Origin of the sequence: Endozoicomonas sp. 8E, from assembly GCF_032883915.1 — a bacterium.
GTDB lineage: Bacteria > Pseudomonadota > Gammaproteobacteria > Pseudomonadales > Endozoicomonadaceae > Endozoicomonas_A.
On the sequence record NZ_CP120717.1, the window covers coordinates 2,481,834 to 2,498,747 of the forward strand.

Sequence of the window (16,914 nt, forward strand, 5' to 3'; positions counted from 1 at the left end):
CTGATCGCCTAGAACTCGGATTTTGGCTCCGACATTATCATTTCAGCAGCAATCATCGCCCTGAAAGAGTTTCTGATTTTGTGCTTAATGTATCCGCTGATAATGCCCAAAATCGCAATCGAAACGCCGCCAATGCATATCATTGTGATTGGCCAACCCTTCGGGTCTTTCAGGTTGTTACTTTCCTTATCGGCAGAGAACTCAAAGTAAGCTCTCTCAGTTGCATTGCTGAATGCTGGCTGTATTTCAGTCAGGATGCTGGGTGAACTGGAAGTTGGTTTACTGTCGGATGATGGATCAGGATACAAGACCAGCTTTTGATGACCTGCCAAAGACAATGCAGCCTGATAACCTTTTATAAGGTTTCCGGTTACATTAAGGGTTAATGAGGCTGGCCAGTTCTTGCTGCTCTGGTCCGGGCCATCTGGGCTGGTACCTTTTGTATCCCTGTCACTGACTTTTGTCGCCACAAACTGATTGTTGTTAATGCTGGCTTTAACCTGTTCGGGAAGCACAATTTTTATGGCTTGTGGTGCATTCCCCAGGATGTGATTGTCTTTAAATTCCAGAGCCTGAATAAACCCGGACTCTGGTGAGGCGTCCTGATAGGCAATGTTAATATTCACGGCCGTTTCAACCTGGCCGGGGTAGCAGGAATAGACCTGATTGTTCGAAAAACCAATCAGGGTCCTGTTGTTAAATAACCTTGAATCTACGTCTTCGGATTGATCCGCGAGGGAAATGCTGACGGCGGGCTGAAGGATTTGAAAGAGTTCATTCCCGAAAATATTGACCATATAGCCATTATCCGGAACTTCCAGCGATCTCAGGTCCAGTTCTCCTTTCAGCATTTCAGTATGCATTTCGTGGCTTGAGGCGGCTTTATGTGTATTAAGCCAACCCCGATAACAAAGAGTTTTTGTTTCAAGGTCAGACTGATAAGTATTGGTGAATGCTGGCAGCGTGGTTAAACCATTAATCAGGATGTTTGTACCACTAAAATGAATCATCTCGCCTTTGTGTAAAATACTTCTGAGATTGGAAAGGTGTTTGGAGCAGTTATGTGCCGGGTCAATTTCTCTCTTCAGGCCGGCAAAATAACCCTCTGCAAATGCACCGTTACTGCTGTCCAGTGGCACCCCGATCAGCATCTGTCCGGATTTTAAATGAATGGTTTTTCTGAGCTGAAACTGTTCAAGCCAGTTCCCGGGTAAAACCGAAGACTGGTCCCTCTGTTTTCCGGCAATGACCGGTTTCGTCGAAGCGCAGTCCTCCCCTGCTCTGAAAGGTTCCGATTTTATGCCGACACCTACCAGCAGGAAAGCGGTGTTGGCGGTCTCTTCCCTTGATTTGCTGGTATTGAACCCATTGATGCTTTCGTCGAGATAGTTGCCCTTTGTAGGGGTCTTGATAATACATCGGTCGATGGGCTGTGCAGACCTGGTCAGGACCTGTTCCAGAGCTTTTACCGTTGCCTGTTTCATGGCCTCAGTGCTGAGCAGGTCCTGATTCTTGATATTCCCTGAGCAGAGCTCGTAGAGTTTAAGGTCACTTGGTGCGGCAGTGGTTTGACTTGTTGGTATTGTGGGCAAAGCCGGAGAAGATTCAGCAGACGGGATCGTTATAAGAGTGACAATGCAAAGAGACAGTAAAAGCTTCATGGTTTCCTCGTTAGACAACATTGCTCGTAGAGTAAAAGCGCTTACTAGAGACAATCATTCATGCCGAAATAGGACTACTGGTTTACTCTCAACCAGGTATTATCGTTTTTACTGGACAGTGCTTTTTATTCAACAGAGGAGTATAGGTAGCAGGCAGAAATAAGGGCGATAAAAATCATTATTTTGCAAAAGGTTTTATTGGCAGACTGAAACTCGGTGTCCTATTAAAATAATTCACCTTTTTGATGGCACGAAGAGTCTTGAAGATATTGATATTTCTGTCGCTGGTTTTTCTGATCTGGTGGGGCTCTGCTCAAGCTTCAGGGGAAGAACCGTCGGGAGTGGCTTTTCATCATGAAGCCTTGTTGCTGATTTTTCTGAATCCCTTATTTAGCGCCCAAATTCTTATCTATAACGACCTGGTGCCAAAAACGATCCAGGAGAAAGAAGCCAGCTCTCAGGATAGGGATTTTGTGACGGCCAGTAATCTGATCGCTTTTTATAGTGCCTTGACCGGAATTTTGCAGTTGGGTGCTGATGTGAGCCGGAGCAATGATAAGGGCTCAACTCAAGATAACAGTGGGGTTGCTAAGAGAAAAGGCGCTGGTATGAAAGAGGAGTCGTCTGAGTCAGATATGCTTGTTGCGGCCGGGGGGGAGGACCACAAGGAGGATAATAGCGATGAGCGAAGGTCCGGGTCAGGAGATAAAAAGATTTCTTATCTGTGCTGGTGTTGCCAGAAAAAGGTGATTCGCTGGAAATACTCCTGTTGTGGCAAAGGGCTCTGTGAAGGCTGCCATCGGTTTTATGGAACCTCACCTGCCAAGTGTCCGTGCTGTGGCAAGAACAGAAGGCCCTGGGTTCACTGTAATCTTTGCCCTCGTGAACATGGACCCATGGCGCTTGATCAGGAGGGGGTCAGGGCTCATCTTTTTTCGCAGCATCTGCAACAGCGGTCCAGGGGAAGAGTCCATGAAGTATGTCGGCATTGCAGCGAGAGCCTGGAATTAAATCTTCCCCGTCAACAGCTCATAAATGCTTTGATACAACACTGTTTTACCGCCTGTATTTTTCCCCGATGTGAGACTGTTTTGACAGCAGAAACAGACAACACTGCTCATTTTGAGTCCTCACATCAGGGGGCGGCAGAATGTCCGGTATCAGGCTGCACTCTTAATCGGTTCGGGCACATCCACCAGCCTTCCGCTTTCCACATGAATAGCCATTTGCAATATAGCTGTTGTTTTTGTGTTGTAACAATCAACAATCAACTAGCCCTGCAAGCTCACCTGCCCCGTCATATCGAGTCATACCGCTGTGGTTCATGCCAGGGTGATGAAGGGGCTGAGTCCCTGCTTCGAGTGCTTCTGATGGGAGGTCATCTTCAACAGTTCGATAATGCGGATTATACGGTTGATCTGCCACTGATGTCAGAAATGGCAGTGATTAATCACTGGGCGTTTTTCCATTGTCAGATCAGTTGTCCAATATGCTCTCATGCTCTGCAGGGTTCTGATAGTGCGATTATCCAGGAGCATATTGATATTGTATGTTCACGAGTCGAGCGTCTCTCCAGGTCAGAACAGGAGCGGGGAGCTTTTAATACTGATTACGAGTTTGAGGATGGGGGTGATCCAGAGTGATAGTCAGTCACTGTGGCCTACCTCACCATTCCAATAAACTGCAGCACAGCTCCATTGGGGTGATGGATATATTGAAGCCCGGTAAATCCCTGGGTCTGAAAGGTATTCTTCAGACGATTCACCATTGGGTAACGCATCTTGGCCAGCAACTTGCCGGAAAGTTTGTCGAAGAAAAGAATGTCCAGTCCCTGCATACCCCGCTGAATAGACACTTTGAAAACTGGAAATTCATTGTATTCCATGGGCTCATCTCTGGAAGAAGGACTCAGCATCAGTGGCAGCGTGACAGCATACCCCCTGGTGCCCGGATCTTTTTGAAAATAAAAGTTCAGGGCCGCTTCCTGAGCTCTGGCCTGGGTCATTGGCGAAATAAGCAGGACGCAGAGGCCGGCCAGTACCAGAGTGATCCTTTTCATCAGGGTTCCTTTTGTCAGAGTCTCTGCAAATATGTCTCGACTGCAAGGTTTAAAACTTGACATCCTCCCTGATTTGAACACTCAGCATGATGCTAAAGAGTCATTGCGCCGGGTATCAGTAGGAACAACGCTGCATTGATGACAGAAAGTACAATACTCATGAGCAGTGCCCAGCCAAAATTTCGGACATTAAAACTGTCTATAAAATAATTAACGATCATCAACATAAGGGCATTGAGTATCAGGATAAATAAACCCAGAGTCAGGATGGTGATGGGTAGGGTCAGGAAAAACAGAATCGGTTTGACAAAGGTATTCACCACAGCCAGTAAGATAGATACCAACACCGCACTTGCGTAGTTTTCAATTTCTACGCCTTTCAGGATTCTGGCGGTGATGAAAACGGCCAGACCATTGATCAGGAAGTATAAAATCAGACTCAGCATGGCAAACGCTCTCCAGATGGCTTCAATGGCTTGTGCACTTTACACCATCCTGGAGTCAAAGACAGAAAAACAGGTGGTAGTCCTGAATTGTTTATCGAGCTTCAGCGTAAGACACCCTCTTTAGCGAACGTCTTCAGTTCAGCATTGAATAGTACTAAAGTACTGTTCAAATCGACATGTATATGTAAAATACCTTGGTCTTGTGCTCAATTGACCTTCTCTTGAAGGCCAAACAAAACGACAAAAAGGCGAGATACTGTGCTGGCTCTGACAGCATATTTCACATTATAAAAAACTGGTAGTGATTGAGTTCCGGCCAAACCGGGACCCTGGAGTGAAACATAATGAAAAAAATAATGGTATTTCTGACGTTTATGCTGGCCTTTAGCACCAGCCTTTTTGCTTCTGACACAGAGCTTTGGCAAGAGTCTACCCTGAATGAAATCATTGAACGCAAAACCCTCCGTGTTGGTATGGAAGCAGGCTACATGCCTTTTGAAATGACCAATAAGCGTGGTGATATTGTGGGCTTTGATGTAGACATTGCCCGCCAGATGGCCAAAGCCATGGGTGTTGAGCTGGAACTGGTCAACACTGCATGGGATGGAATCATTCCTGCCCTGCTGACCGGCAAGTTTGATATTATTATGTCCGGCATGACCCTGACTCCTCAGCGTAACCTGCAGATCAACTTTGCCCAGCCTTACATTGTCGTCGGTCAAAGTATTTTGTTGCGCAAGGGACTGGAGGGTGAAATCAAGAGCTACAAGGATCTGAATAACAAGAAGTACACGGTTGCCACCAAACTGGGTACCACCGGCGAACAGGCGACCAAACGTTACCTGAGTAAGGCCAATATCCGCCTGTTTGAAACAGAAGCCGATGGTGCTCTGGAAGTTGCTAACGGCAAGGCAGATGCTTTCGTTTATGACTTTCCTTTCAATGCGATTTACTCCAGCCAGAATGAAGGCAAGCTGACGCACCTGGACACCGCCTTCACTCATGAACCTCTGGCCTGGGGTATTCGCAAAGGTGACCCCGATTTTGAAAACTGGCTGAATAACTTTATGAGTCAGATCAAGGCCGATGGCACCTACGATAAGATTTATGCCAAGTGGTTCCAAAGCTCTGAATGGCAGAAGACTCTGAACTAAGTGCTGAGCAGTAAACCCTTGACCGGCCGTCCGCTGCAAATGGAAAAGCAACCGAACCGGGTTCTTTGGAACCTGGTTTTCGGTGCGTTATTGCTGCTGATGGGCGTGGGTATCTATAAGTCAAGCCAATCGATTGAGTATATCTGGCGCTGGGAGCGCATTCCTCAGTACGTTTTCTTCAAGGCAGAAAGTCCTCTCAGGGCTGAATACGACGGCACTGTTACAACCAACGACAGTGGACAACTTGTTTTGGTGAATGACTTTGATGACTCAGAGCAGACGGTCATTAAAGGCTTTGCCGACGTTCAGGTTTATGACGGTGATCTGGTCTTCGAAGGGGATTTGCTGGCTGTTAATTATGAATGGAAGGCCGGACCCATAGCCAATGGTCTGGTGATGACCATCAAGTTGTCGCTGGTCTCTATTGTCTTTGCCATTCTCCTGGGAGTGATTTCAGGACTGGCGAGAATTTCTCCCAATCCGGCGTTGAGAAATCTCTCGATACTCTATATCGAGGTGATTCGTGGCACCCCGTTGCTGGTGCAGATTTTCATTGTTTATTTCTTCATCGGTACGGTTCTTCATCTGGATCGTTTTACAGCGGGTGTTGCAGCGTTGTCGATCTTCACCGGCGCCTACATTGCAGAGATTATTCGAGCGGGTATTGAGTCGATTCACAAAGGTCAGATGGAGGCTGGGCGCAGTCTTGGCATGAGTCGTGGTGCAACCCTGCGCTATATCATTTTGCCCCAGGCTTTTAAACGTGTTCTGCCACCGTTGGCTGGTCAGTTTATTAACCTGATCAAGGATTCTTCATTGGTTTCGGTGATTTCCCTGACCGATCTGACCAAAGCCGGTCGGGAAACGGTGAGCAGTACCTTCAGTCCTTTTGAAGTCTGGTTCACGGTTGCGGCACTTTACCTGATACTGACCGGTATCCTGTCGTTTGTCGTCAGAAGAATGGAGGTGAAGTATGCCGCAAGAGACTGACGCTATCATTTCCGTGACGAACATTCACAAGGTCTACCCCAACGGGGTTCATGCCCTGAAGAATGTCAGTCAGACCATCAGGGAAGGAGAGGTGGTGGTTGTGGTTGGGCCCAGTGGCTCGGGCAAATCGACTTTTCTGCGTACCCTGAATCAGCTGGAAACCATCAATGCCGGTGAAATCGTCGTGGACGGCATCTCCCTGACCACGCCCGGTGATGTCAATAAGTTGAGGGAAGAAGTGGGCATGGTGTTCCAGTCCTTCAACCTGTTTCCTCACCTGAGTGTATTGGACAACATCTGTCTGGCACCGATGAAAGTGCGTGGTATCTCCAGAAGCGACGCTGAAGACAGGGCCGTAGCACTGTTGGCCAAAGTCGGTTTGTCTGACAAAGCCAGGAGTTTTCCACCTCAATTATCGGGTGGTCAGCAGCAGCGTGTAGCCATAGCCCGGGCTTTGGCTATGCAGCCGAAGATCATGTTGTTTGATGAGCCGACTTCAGCACTGGACCCGGAAATGGTCGGTGAGGTTCTGGAGGTGATGAAACAACTGGCTCGCTCAGGTATGACCATGGTTGTAGTCACTCACGAAATGGGCTTTGCCCGTGAAGTCGCCGACCGGGTTCTGTTTATGGAGTCCGGTGAACTGTTGGAAGACAGTGTTCCTGATCGCTTTTTTGAGACTCCTGACAGTGAACGCCTGCAGGCTTTTCTCAGTCAGGTCATCTGAGTCATCACCGGGTTCTGGAAGATATGGCTTTGTGGGTCAGGGCCATGCCTTCCAGTGCAGCATGACTCCCTTTAGCGGTAATACAGGGCCAGTAATGGCAAAGCGCCCAGTGGTAGCCAGGCGGAAGCAGCGACCCGACTGGATTCGGAGGACAGTCTTAATTCAGGGGTTATGCATTTGCAGGTACTCTGGCCGTCAATCCAGCTGACTTTTGCATCCCGCCATGTGCCGCCCTGTGCCTTGCAAACGGGAAGCTTGCTGTTTTTGTGTGAATCGCCTCCCGGACAGGCAAGAAAGTAATACCTGGCACACCCTTGAAAATTATCATAATTGTTTGATTCTTCCAGATGCGCCTGCCAGACAGTCTTGCCGTTTTCATCGGTGTCGGGAGCACATTGCTGACCCCAGGGTGAATCAGATACACAGTCATCGCGACTCGGACATAGGGGCTCAACAACACTCAGTGTGTGCCAGGCAGCGTCAACAAACCAGATGCGTCCGGTCTTTTGATCGACCTCAAGACCTGCAATCTGGCCTGCGGGTGTTTGAATGCAGCCTATATAGGTATGGTTTCCTGCTGTGTCGAGACTTATGGCGTGGATCTTTCCGGTCTCAGAATCGCTGACAAACAGCCTCTTGTTAGAAATAACCAGACCGCTGGGGCTTATTAGTTCAAGTCCGGTGACACTGAGTTCGCTGAAGCTGGCACCTTCTATTCTGGTATATGCGGCATATTTGTCACGCCATTCATTTTTGGGCTTTACATCCCCCTCTTCGGTTCCGCTTTGAGTATCAAGAACGTTAATTACACCTTTTGCTGGATTGGCTACAAACAAATACTTGTCGTACCTGGCCATATGTCCGGGGACAATATTGCTTCCGGGCTTTAAGCTCATGGTTGTATTGGCGTACCGATACAGAAAGGCATGGGTATGTTCATGTCCACCATAGCCATGGGAGCGAGTAATATTGCTGTACACAATGCTTCCATATTTAGAGTCAGGGCCTGCGTCCCACGACCAGTAACCCGCTTGCCTGCCTTCCCAGGTGATCCCCATTGCGAAGGGTTCCTGATGAAGCATGTCGATATGGGAGCCAAAAGGTTTTCTGCTGAGATTATCCGGAAAAAAATTATTGTTTTTAATAGCAAAGGTTTTAAGGTTGTTTTCCCAAAGAGTCGGTCCCATAAAGTCCGAGCAGATTCGCTGAGTGAAATCGTATCCCATAAAGGCGGATGCCGTATAATCGTTACAGCTACCACCCGTGGTGGCAAAGGTTCCGGTCTGGCTTATATTATGAACCTCCTGCCCTTCAAATTCGGGGACATCACCCAGGGTGGGTGAGCCACCAAAGGCGATATCAGTGGGTCGGTGCATGAAATGACAGGAAGCCAGGTCACGACGGTGTTCCGGTTTGTATGAAGAAGCGGACTTTACACCGGGACAGTAAAAAATACTTAAGCTGTCATCGCCGCTGTTCAGAACAAAGAACTGGCCTCTTGCATTGGGGTTCTCTGCCACCGCTACAGGCTTGTTCAGGCCTCCGATTCTGGAACTACCCCATTGACGAATTGCAGGACCGAAATGGCCATTTTTCAGTCTGGGTCCGAACTCTGGTATACAATCCTTTTCATCATCTGAAGGATTACAGCGTTTATCGAGAGGACATCGACCATATCCTGCCGATGCTCCACCAGGTTTAACAACGAGAGAACAATCAGCAGACTGAGACCTGGCCGGTGTTGCATTCATCGACAATGGCAGAATCGTCAGGGTGAGAAAAAACAACGGCCGTCGCGTCACTGAGTCTGGTTTTATGAAGTTACAGTTTTTGAAATTCATAGAGCACACTTCTGTACAAAGGTTTAATTGCTGAGGTGCTCATTCAAAGTAGCTGGCTTCGGGGCAGTTGCCAGTAACGCCATAAAACCTAGAGCTGATCAATCACCGCGTGCATGGCATTAAGATTGGCGGCTCCCAGTGCCTGACTTCTTTCAGGGCTCCAGCCCTGGTAGTCATCCGGTGAGTCCACGGTGTCCTTGAAAGGCATTTCCAGAGTCATAGACAGACAGTCGAAGCGTTCAGCCAGGGCTGCAGTGCAAACCGTCATGTTGGCCTTACCGGGCTCATCTTTTGGATAACCGAACTCTGTCTGAAAGTCAGGGCTGGCCTGAACCAGAGCTTGCAGATAGTTTTCGGTTAACCTGTTGAGTCGATCGCTCCAGGAAGGAATGCCTTCAGCCGCTGCAATAAAGTTGTAGGGCAGGGCTTCGTCACCATGAACATCCAGAGCCAGGTCGACACCGGTTTCATCCATTTTGTTCCTGACCAGCAGCACTTCGGGGCTTCTTTCCAGAGTGGGTGCAGCCCATTCCCGGTTCAGGTTGGCACCACAGGCATTGCTGCGCAGGTGACCACGACGACTGCCGTCTGGATTCATATTAGGCACGACGTAGAAAACGGCTTTTTTCAGCAGTTCACGGGCTACCGGGCAGGCAGGGTCCAGCAGTCGCTGCAGGAAGCCTTCCATCCACCATTCCGCCATGGTTTCACCGGGGTGCTGACGGGCAATGACCCAGCACTTGCGCTTGCCTTCGCCAGCACCAATTTTTAGCAGATCCATGGGTTGTCCATCCAGGGTGTCTCCCAGGGTCTCGGTCTGGACTATGGCGGATTGTTGAGCCCAGGCAATCAGGTCATGATGGCGTTCCATGGAGTAAGGAGCGAAATAAGCGTAATAGACTGTATTGCACTCGGGAGTATGCTGAATGATCAGTTTTTTACCGTCGTAATCGGTATCTACACGAAACCAGTGCTCTCTGTCGTAGGAGGCAACGGCCCGGTAATCGATCCAGCCTTCTGGGTAGGATGATCCGGAGGCATTGTTCAGGTGCATGGTCAGGGGCTGACCCTTAGCGCCACCGACCCGGTAGTAAAACCACTGGTAAAACCCGGACTCGACGTCTTTGTTGATTTCCAGCTGAATAGGCCCGGGGTTATCCTTGTTGATAACCTTGATGTTACCGCCATCGAACTGGCTGGTGATATGGAGTGATGTCATGAACTCTGTTTACTTCTTTTAATGATTCGTCGTTAAGCTAACTTATCAGGGATAAAAAATATATATGCTGGGGTAGGTGTTTGTATCCTGCGGCATATCCCTGTTTCTATGGGGCCATCGAAGTAATAGAATGCTGCCGCCTTTCAGTTTCGATTATTGCTTCGGGTTTTTGATTGTTCTTCCAATTGCAGGGGGTAGGTAAGTGGAATGTCGTCTGGGTTGTGGTGCCTGTTGTATAGCACCTTCGATTTCTTCTGCTATACCGGGTATGCCAGAGGGCAAGCCTGCCGGGGTGCGCTGTGTTCAGCTTGATGACAATAATCTCTGCAAAATTTTTGGTCAGTCTGGTCGTCCGGAAGTCTGTTCCGGTTTCAAGGCTGACCGCGCTGTATGCGGACAGGAAAATTCTGTCGCTTTAAGTAATTTGATCGTGCTGGAGACACTGACCCGTTAAAGAAAAGCCGGATACTGTTGCCCGGCTCCCGAATAATCAGGTTCTGCCAATCAGCTCCACATCGGGTAATGGGTATTCATCCACCATCACTTTGTCGACAGCGGGCATGACTTCCGCTTTGCCTTTGACCACCGTTTTGCCGTTCTGGTTTACTACATTCGTAGAGATAGTGGCGCGTTTGCGACGCTCATTAATCTCTACCACTTCCAATTGAACAGTTACCGTGTCGCCGATTTTGACAGGACGCATGAATTTTACTTCCTGTGACAGGTAAATGCCGCCGGGACCGGGCAGTCGGGTGGCGAGGGCACAGGAGATGAGGGATGACGTCCACATTCCGTGAGCAATACGACCCTCAAACTGAGTAGTGGCGGCATAATCCTTGTCCAGATGCACAGGGTTGGTATCGCCGGAAACCTTGGCGAACAGCAGAAGATCCTGCTCGGTCAGTGTCCGGGTCAGGGTATCTTTATCCCCGATTTTCAGCTCATTAAACGGGGTGTTTTCCAGTTTACGCATTATCATTGGCTCTTAAAGGCAACAGAACAGGAGAGGGCGGTAGTAAACACTACCGGCTAACAAATCCATTAATACCCTGAGAAGCTTTTTACGATCAGGACTCTGTGAGCTCCGGGGCGGAGTTATTCACCGGGTAATATTCCTGACTCATGACTGTTTGATTGATCCATTGTAACAAGCGTTTTATCACTTGCTGAGAATTCGTTTCGTTCAACATTTCGTGACGGCCATCAGGATACAGGCTCAGTGTGACATTTCTTACACCGGCTTTCCGTAATGCTTTGGTAAGTTTCTGTTGCCCCAGAGGAACGCTGACCGGATCTTTTTCACCGCCCATGACCAGAAAAGGCAGCTTCGATTCGATTTGTTTAAGGTGCTGGTTGGCCCCGATATGAAGCAAACCCTTGAAAAGGTCGTGCCACAGTTGATTGCTGCAGGAGAAACCACAGAGCTCATCGGAGATATAATCATCCACCGCTTGAGGGTCTCTGCTGAGCCAGTCAAACTCGGTACGGTTTGGCTTGAACCGGCGGTTATAACTGGAGAAGGTTAATTGTTTGATCAGGGGGCTTATGCCTTTCTTACCCTGTCTCAGGCATTCCAGTTTGGTGACCAGCAGGCCGACTTCCAGTAACAGTCTGGGGGCATAATTTGAGCCAGACAGAATAGCTCCAGCCAGCCTGGGAGTATGATGGATCAGGTAGCCCTGCAAAATATAGCTCCCCATACTGTGACCCATGAGAACCAGTGGGGCGCTGGGAAACTTTTTCTGGATAAACTCAACAACGGTTGCCAGATCATCCACTACTTTATGCCAGCCCCGCTGCCCGGCGAAATAACCTGCACCATCTTGCTCGATACAGGCGCCATGTCCTCTATGATCATGGGCGAAGACAAGGTAGCCCGCCTGATTCAGTTCTGTGGCAAAGGAGTGGTAACGCTGTCCATATTCCGCCATGCCATGGCTGATGTGAACAATGCCTTTGCGGACCACAGATTCCGGAAGGTTATTCCAGCAATAGAGAGGAATGTTATGGTCGTCGCTTTTCAGTGTGTAGATTTTCATGCCGTGGAGCTGCTCTCGTTATTGTTGAATTTTTGCTCTTTAGTCATGGGTACAGGTTAAGTCACTTTATAAGACAGGCGAGACAGGGTGGCTCAAGACTTATAAAGTCAGAGGACACTTTATGGCAAAAATGAAACAATTAGTAAATGGTTTAACGATTTTTTCTAGCAGCTCTCTGCCGGTAAAACAGAAAAAATGATAATCTCCGACACCCCGTCGCTGATGGCCGACTCTCAGAAGCCGCTTTATTCCCTGCAAGGGTACGAAAGAAAATCGGATATCAGAGCCCGGACCGGGTATAATCGGGCGTTTTGATTAAAATGCATTTTCCGGGAGATATGAGTGTCCGGCCGAAACAGCCCTGAGCTTATCCAGAGCCCTGAGCCCACCCAGCGTCAAGAAAGGTTATCGCCCAGCGAACATTCCCCAGAACGCGGCCCTGCAAAGGGCGGCCAGCTAAACAAGAAAGCACTGTACGACGCTCTGGACCAGTGCATGGTCAGGGACCGTTTTCCTGTTCGCAGGCAGATTCAGAGACTGAAAACCGGCGACCAGGCAGCCGTAGATAAGCTGCAGGAAAGAATCAATCGATCTACTTCCAGAGTTCAGGAAAGGCTGCAGGCTGTGCCTGACATTGAATACGATGAGGCGCTGCCCGTCGTAGGCCGTCGTGATGAGATCCGTGAGGCGATTGAAAAACATCAGGTTGTTGTTATTGCCGGCGAAACAGGTTCCGGTAAAACCACCCAGATTCCGAAAATCTGTCTGGAGGCTGGCCGGGGTATTGTTGGCCAGATAGGTCACACCCAGCCGAGAAGGCTGGCCGCGCGATCAGTCGCCAGCCGGATAGCGCAGGAGCTGAAAGTGCCTGTGGGAGAGCAGGTAGGTTATCAGGTTCGATTCACCGATCATGGCAATGAGAACACCCTGATTAAACTGATGACCGACGGTATTCTGCTGGCAGAGATTCAGAATGATCGTTTTCTGAACCGCTACGATACCCTCATTATTGATGAAGCCCATGAGCGCAGTCTGAACATTGATTTCCTGCTGGGTTATCTGAAAATTCTGTTACCCAAACGACCTGATCTGAAGCTGATTATTACTTCGGCCACCATCGATGTTGAACGCTTTTCCAGACATTTCGATAATGCGCCTGTTATCGAGGTTTCTGGCCGAACCTATCCCGTGGAGGTCAATTATCGCCCCATGGAAGACCTGGAGCTGGAAGGTCGGGATGCCGACCTGAGAGTTCAGCAGGGTATATTATCCTGTCTGCGGGAGATTGAGCATCTGGAACGTTCCGGCAAAGGCGGACGTCTCGGGGGTGTGCTGGTCTTTCTCAGCGGTGAACGGGAAATCCGGGAAACCAATAAATTCCTCAAGGATGCCCGGCTGGCTCATACCGAGATTCTTCCCCTTTATGCTCGCCTTTCTGCAGCTGAACAGAACCGCATCTTTCAGCCTCATGGTGGCGGTCGAAGAGTGATCCTGTCTACCAACGTAGCGGAAACCTCCCTGACCGTACCGGGCATTCGCTACGTTATAGACCCGGGTACGGCAAGAATCAGCCGTTACAGTGTCCGTTCAAAAGTTCAAAGGCTGCCTATTGAGCCGATATCCCAGGCTTCGGCCAATCAGCGAAAAGGGCGATGTGGTCGTGTAGCAGAAGGTGTGTGCTACCGACTTTATTCCGAAGAGGACTTTCTGGGGCGTCCTGAATTTACCGATGCCGAAATTGTCAGAACCAATCTGGCGGCGGTTATTTTACAGATGCTGCGGTTGGGTCTGGGTGATATTGCGGCCTTTCCTTTCGTTGATGCACCGGATGCCAGGGCGATCAACGACGGCTTTAAGCTGTTGCAGGAGCTGGGTGCCGTCAGTGACAAACGTCGTATGACTCGAATCGGCCAGCAGATCTCCAGATTGCCGGTAGATCCCCGAATGGCTCGAATGCTGGTGGAAGCGGATAAAAACCGTGCTCTTGGCGAATTACTCGTCATCACCAGTGCCCTGGCGATTCAGGACCCAAGAGAGCGACCGGCAGAGAAAAAGCAGGCTGCCGATCAGCGACACCGTGAACATTATCACGACGACTCCGACTTTATGAGCCTGGTTCAGCTCTGGAATACCTATGAAGAACAGCGTCAGAGGCTGTCCCAGAATCAGTTGCGTAAATATTGCAATCAGCAGTTCCTGTCGTTTATGAGAATGCGAGAGTGGCGGGACCTGCATCGACAATTAGCGCTGGCCTGCAAAGAAGTTGGCTTGAAAACCAATGAAGACGAGGCCAGTTACGCGGATATTCATAAATCCCTGCTGGCGGGTTTGCTGTCTCATCTGGGCAGCAAAGATGACGACGCGGATTATATGGGAGCACGTAACCGTCGTTTTTATGTCTTCCCGTCTTCAACGCTTTATAAGCGCAAGCCCAAGTGGCTGATGACGGCGGAGCTGGTGGAGACCTCCAGACTGTTCGCCCGCACTAATGCCAAAGTGGAGCCCCAGTGGATTGAGCCGCTGGCGGGTCATCTGATCAAAAGAAATTATTTTGAGCCCCACTGGGAGAAGAAAAGAGCCCAGGTGGTGGCTTTTGAGCAGGTGACTTTATACGGCCTGATTATTGTGGGTCGTCGTCGGGTCGGTTACGGCGCCATTGACCCCGTGGTATCCCGTGAGATTTTTATTCGGGAAGCTCTGGTAGAGGGTCATTATCATTCACAGGGCAAGTTTCAATCCCACAACCTGTCGTTAATTCAGGAAGTGGATGAACTGGAAGCCAAGTCTCGACGCAGAGATATTCTGGTTGACCCGGAAACTCTTTATCAATTTTACGATGAGAAGCTGCCAGCCAATCTCCACAACGGAGCGGGTTTTGAAAAGTGGCGTAAGGAGGCTGAGAAACAGGATGCTCAGCTGTTGTACCTCACCAAAGAGTATTTGATGAGGCATGATGCCGACGAGGTGACCGAGAACAAATACCCCGATCTTTTTCGCTGGGAAGGGCTGGAATTACCGCTTTCGTATCATTTTGAGCCAGGTGCTATGGACGACGGGGTAACTCTGACATTACCGGTGCAGGCCCTGAGACTATTGCCTAAACACCGGTTGGAATGGCTGGTGCCCGGCATGCTTTACGACAAGTGTGTGGCCCTGGTACGAGCCTTGCCCAAGTCGGTGCGCAAAAACTTTGTCCCGGTACCGGATTATGTTCGGAGCGCTATGGAGTCTATGTCTATCTGCGATGAACCTCTGACCGATATACTGGGGCATCACCTGCATCGTATGTCCGGTATGCGTATTCTGGATGAGCACTGGGACACTGATAATATGCCCGATCATTTGCAGATGAACTTCCGGCTGATGGATGAGAACGGGAAAGTGCTCGGGCAGGGCCGTGATCTGATCAAGCTCAAAGAAAAGTTTGGTCGGGAGTCTGAGGACAGTATGCGCAGACTCACGGACAGTTCTTTGCAGCAGGAAGGTCTGAAAGAATGGACATGCGGTGAACTGCCGGAAGAGATAACCCGCAAAGTGGGTGGTCTGGTCCTTAAAACCTTTCCGGCTCTGGTGGATCAGAACAGCTCTGTGGCCGTTAAACTGTATGAAGACAAAGCTATGGCTGAAGCCACTCACCGTATGGGGGTGACTCGTTTGTTTCAGTTCAAGCTGTCCAGTCAGCTGAAGTTTGCCCTGTCGAAAATGAACCATCTGAAACAGGTGAAACTGCTGACCACGGGCATCATGCAGGCCAAAGCACTGGAGGAAGATCTTCAGGCGTTTCTGATTTCGCAGGTGTTTGTTCGTGATCCTGCCCTGCTATCCGGGAATAACGGGCCAAGGGATGAAGCGGCTTTCAATGCTCTGATTGAAGATCGAAAAGGCCACCTGATGCCTTTTGCTGAAGAGGTTGATGGCCTGTTGTTTGAAGTTTTCCAGAAGGTTCACAACATCAGCAAGCAGCTGAAGGGCAAAATATCCTTTGACCGGGCATTTTCACTTTCCGATATCAAACAGCATCTGGGTCAGCTGATCTATCCCGGTTTTCTCTGTGATGCAGGCATTGAGTGGTTCAGGCACTATCCAAGGTTTCTGGAAGGCATTGAGGTAAGACTTGAGAAGCTGCCTGGCCAGCTTAATAAAGACCGGGCCTGGTCAGAGGAGCTGGCTACCCAGTTTAAAGCCTGGGAAAAGCGTAAAGCTATTCATGAGAAACATAAAATTGTGGATGAAAACCTGATGCTTTACCGCTGGATGCTTGAGGAATACCGCGTCTCGTTATTTGCCCAGAAACTGGGGACCCGTTTCCCGGTATCCGACAAACGCCTCAGGAAACTCTGGCTGGAGGTTCAGGAAGTCTGAAAAAAGTCGTTAACCTTCAGAGAAAGTCGTTAAACACGGTTTGGCAGGGAGGCCACAGCCATGAAAAAGCTTTTAAAGGGGTCTATTCTCGTCCTGACTTCCCTGGGTCTCGGATTTACCGTTGCAAATGAGATGGATCTTTTTGAAGAACAGAATGATACTGACTCCGGGCAGCATGTCTATGACGCAGAAGACCTGTATCACAATGAAACGACTCAGTATTCGGACCCGTACTTTGAATCAGAAGGCGAGGATGAGGCCGATGAAGAAAGGTTCGATGAAGAAAGGTTTGATGAAGAAAAGTACGATGACGACCAATACGATGATGACCAATACAGTGATGATTCTGATCATGATGAAAGCGTCGTAGAACAGGACTATTAATACTTTCTGCAGGTCAATATTTTGCAAGTGCA

Annotated in this window: 14 protein-coding genes; 7 read left to right on the forward strand and 7 right to left on the reverse strand. The window is 49.3% G+C overall.

The genetic code is table 11. The features are described 5' to 3' along the window. Nucleotides 1-8: 8 nt before the first annotated feature. The gene (locus P6910_RS08300; protein ID WP_317145802.1) at nucleotides 9-1,661 is read right to left on the reverse strand and encodes a hypothetical protein; all 1,653 of its coding nucleotides are present in this window, start codon (nucleotides 1,659-1,661) and stop codon (nucleotides 9-11) included. Between the two features lie 260 nt (nucleotides 1,662-1,921). Between P6910_RS08300 and P6910_RS08305 the strand changes: the two genes are divergently transcribed. Further along, complete coding sequence (locus P6910_RS08305; protein ID WP_317145803.1) at nucleotides 1,922-3,304, forward strand: hypothetical protein; 1,383 nt, start codon at nucleotides 1,922-1,924, stop codon at nucleotides 3,302-3,304. Nucleotides 3,305-3,321: 17 nt separating this feature from the next. On the opposite strand, the gene P6910_RS08310 is transcribed toward P6910_RS08305, so the two are convergent. Together P6910_RS08310 and P6910_RS08315 are read right to left on the reverse strand one after the other, a co-directional pair. Next, a complete protein-coding gene (locus P6910_RS08310) occupies nucleotides 3,322-3,720 on the reverse strand; it encodes a hypothetical protein (RefSeq protein WP_317145804.1) in 399 nt (132 codons plus the stop codon). Between the two features lie 92 nt (nucleotides 3,721-3,812). After that, a complete protein-coding gene (locus P6910_RS08315; protein WP_317145805.1) occupies nucleotides 3,813-4,166 on the reverse strand; it encodes a phage holin family protein in 354 nt (117 codons plus the stop codon). Nucleotides 4,167-4,510: 344 nt separating this feature from the next. On the opposite strand from P6910_RS08315, the gene P6910_RS08320 reads away from it, so the two are divergent. Genes P6910_RS08320 through P6910_RS08330 form a run of 3 tightly spaced genes read left to right on the forward strand, consistent with a single transcriptional unit; the run spans nucleotide 4,511 to nucleotide 7,037 of the window. Further along, nucleotides 4,511-5,320, forward strand: coding sequence for a transporter substrate-binding domain-containing protein (locus P6910_RS08320; RefSeq protein WP_317145806.1), 810 nt, complete (start codon nucleotides 4,511-4,513; stop codon nucleotides 5,318-5,320). Between the two features lie 18 nt (nucleotides 5,321-5,338). Beyond that, nucleotides 5,339-6,310, forward strand: a complete 972-nt coding sequence (locus P6910_RS08325; RefSeq protein WP_317145807.1) for an amino acid ABC transporter permease — start codon at nucleotides 5,339-5,341, stop codon at nucleotides 6,308-6,310. Beyond that, nucleotides 6,294-7,037, forward strand: a complete 744-nt coding sequence (locus P6910_RS08330) for an amino acid ABC transporter ATP-binding protein (protein WP_317145808.1) — start codon at nucleotides 6,294-6,296, stop codon at nucleotides 7,035-7,037. The genes P6910_RS08325 and P6910_RS08330 overlap by 17 nt, the downstream gene beginning before the upstream one ends. 71 nt (nucleotides 7,038-7,108) lie before the next feature. Here P6910_RS08330 and P6910_RS08335 read toward each other — a convergent pair whose 3' ends face one another. Both P6910_RS08335 and P6910_RS08340 read right to left on the reverse strand, forming a co-directional pair. Further along, nucleotides 7,109-8,878, reverse strand: coding sequence for a hypothetical protein (locus tag P6910_RS08335; RefSeq protein ID WP_317145809.1), 1,770 nt, complete (start codon nucleotides 8,876-8,878; stop codon nucleotides 7,109-7,111). A gap of 88 nt (nucleotides 8,879-8,966) precedes the next feature. Then, nucleotides 8,967-10,097 (reverse strand): M14-type cytosolic carboxypeptidase, encoded by a 1,131-nt coding sequence (locus P6910_RS08340; RefSeq protein ID WP_317145810.1) that lies wholly within the window; start codon nucleotides 10,095-10,097, stop codon nucleotides 8,967-8,969. 202 nt (nucleotides 10,098-10,299) lie between these two features. Between P6910_RS08340 and P6910_RS08345 the strand changes: the two genes are divergently transcribed. Continuing rightward, on the forward strand, nucleotides 10,300-10,551 hold the full coding sequence (locus tag P6910_RS08345) for a YkgJ family cysteine cluster protein (protein WP_317145811.1): 252 nt from the start codon (nucleotides 10,300-10,302) through the stop codon (nucleotides 10,549-10,551). A gap of 36 nt (nucleotides 10,552-10,587) precedes the next feature. Here the strand turns inward: P6910_RS08345 and P6910_RS08350 are convergent, their stop codons facing one another. Then, nucleotides 10,588-11,070: a MaoC family dehydratase gene (locus tag P6910_RS08350; protein WP_317145812.1), complete on the reverse strand. Its 483-nt coding sequence runs from the start codon at nucleotides 11,068-11,070 to the stop codon at nucleotides 10,588-10,590. Nucleotides 11,071-11,164: 94 nt separating this feature from the next. Then, entirely contained in the window at nucleotides 11,165-12,136 is a 972-nt protein-coding gene (locus tag P6910_RS08355) for an alpha/beta hydrolase (protein WP_317145813.1), read from the reverse strand. Between the two features lie 342 nt (nucleotides 12,137-12,478). On the opposite strand from P6910_RS08355, the gene hrpA reads away from it, so the two are divergent. Both hrpA and P6910_RS08365 read left to right on the forward strand, forming a co-directional pair. Continuing rightward, entirely contained in the window at nucleotides 12,479-16,498 is a 4,020-nt protein-coding gene (hrpA, locus tag P6910_RS08360; protein WP_317145814.1) for an ATP-dependent RNA helicase HrpA, read from the forward strand. A gap of 60 nt (nucleotides 16,499-16,558) precedes the next feature. After that, the gene (locus P6910_RS08365) at nucleotides 16,559-16,882 is read left to right on the forward strand and encodes a hypothetical protein (protein ID WP_317145815.1); all 324 of its coding nucleotides are present in this window, start codon (nucleotides 16,559-16,561) and stop codon (nucleotides 16,880-16,882) included. Nucleotides 16,883-16,914 lie beyond the last annotated feature (32 nt).

What these genes read in the sequence shown, in the direction of transcription:
- P6910_RS08350 (WP_317145812.1), bottom strand. Translation starts at nt 11,070, where the DNA reads ATGCGTAAACTGGAAAACACCCCGTTTAATGAGCTGAAAATCGGGGAT.
- P6910_RS08355 (WP_317145813.1), bottom strand. Translation starts at nt 12,136, where the DNA reads ATGAAAATCTACACACTGAAAAGCGACGACCATAACATTCCTCTCTAT.
- P6910_RS08340 (WP_317145810.1), bottom strand. Translation starts at nt 10,097, where the DNA reads ATGACATCACTCCATATCACCAGCCAGTTCGATGGCGGTAACATCAAG.
- P6910_RS08320 (WP_317145806.1), top strand. Translation starts at nt 4,511, where the DNA reads ATGAAAAAAATAATGGTATTTCTGACGTTTATGCTGGCCTTTAGCACC.
- P6910_RS08300 (WP_317145802.1), bottom strand. Translation starts at nt 1,661, where the DNA reads ATGAAGCTTTTACTGTCTCTTTGCATTGTCACTCTTATAACGATCCCG.
- P6910_RS08315 (WP_317145805.1), bottom strand. Translation starts at nt 4,166, where the DNA reads ATGCTGAGTCTGATTTTATACTTCCTGATCAATGGTCTGGCCGTTTTC.
- P6910_RS08335 (WP_317145809.1), bottom strand. Translation starts at nt 8,878, where the DNA reads ATGAATTTCAAAAACTGTAACTTCATAAAACCAGACTCAGTGACGCGA.
- P6910_RS08330 (WP_317145808.1), top strand. Translation starts at nt 6,294, where the DNA reads ATGCCGCAAGAGACTGACGCTATCATTTCCGTGACGAACATTCACAAG.
- P6910_RS08365 (WP_317145815.1), top strand. Translation starts at nt 16,559, where the DNA reads ATGAAAAAGCTTTTAAAGGGGTCTATTCTCGTCCTGACTTCCCTGGGT.
- P6910_RS08310 (WP_317145804.1), bottom strand. Translation starts at nt 3,720, where the DNA reads ATGAAAAGGATCACTCTGGTACTGGCCGGCCTCTGCGTCCTGCTTATT.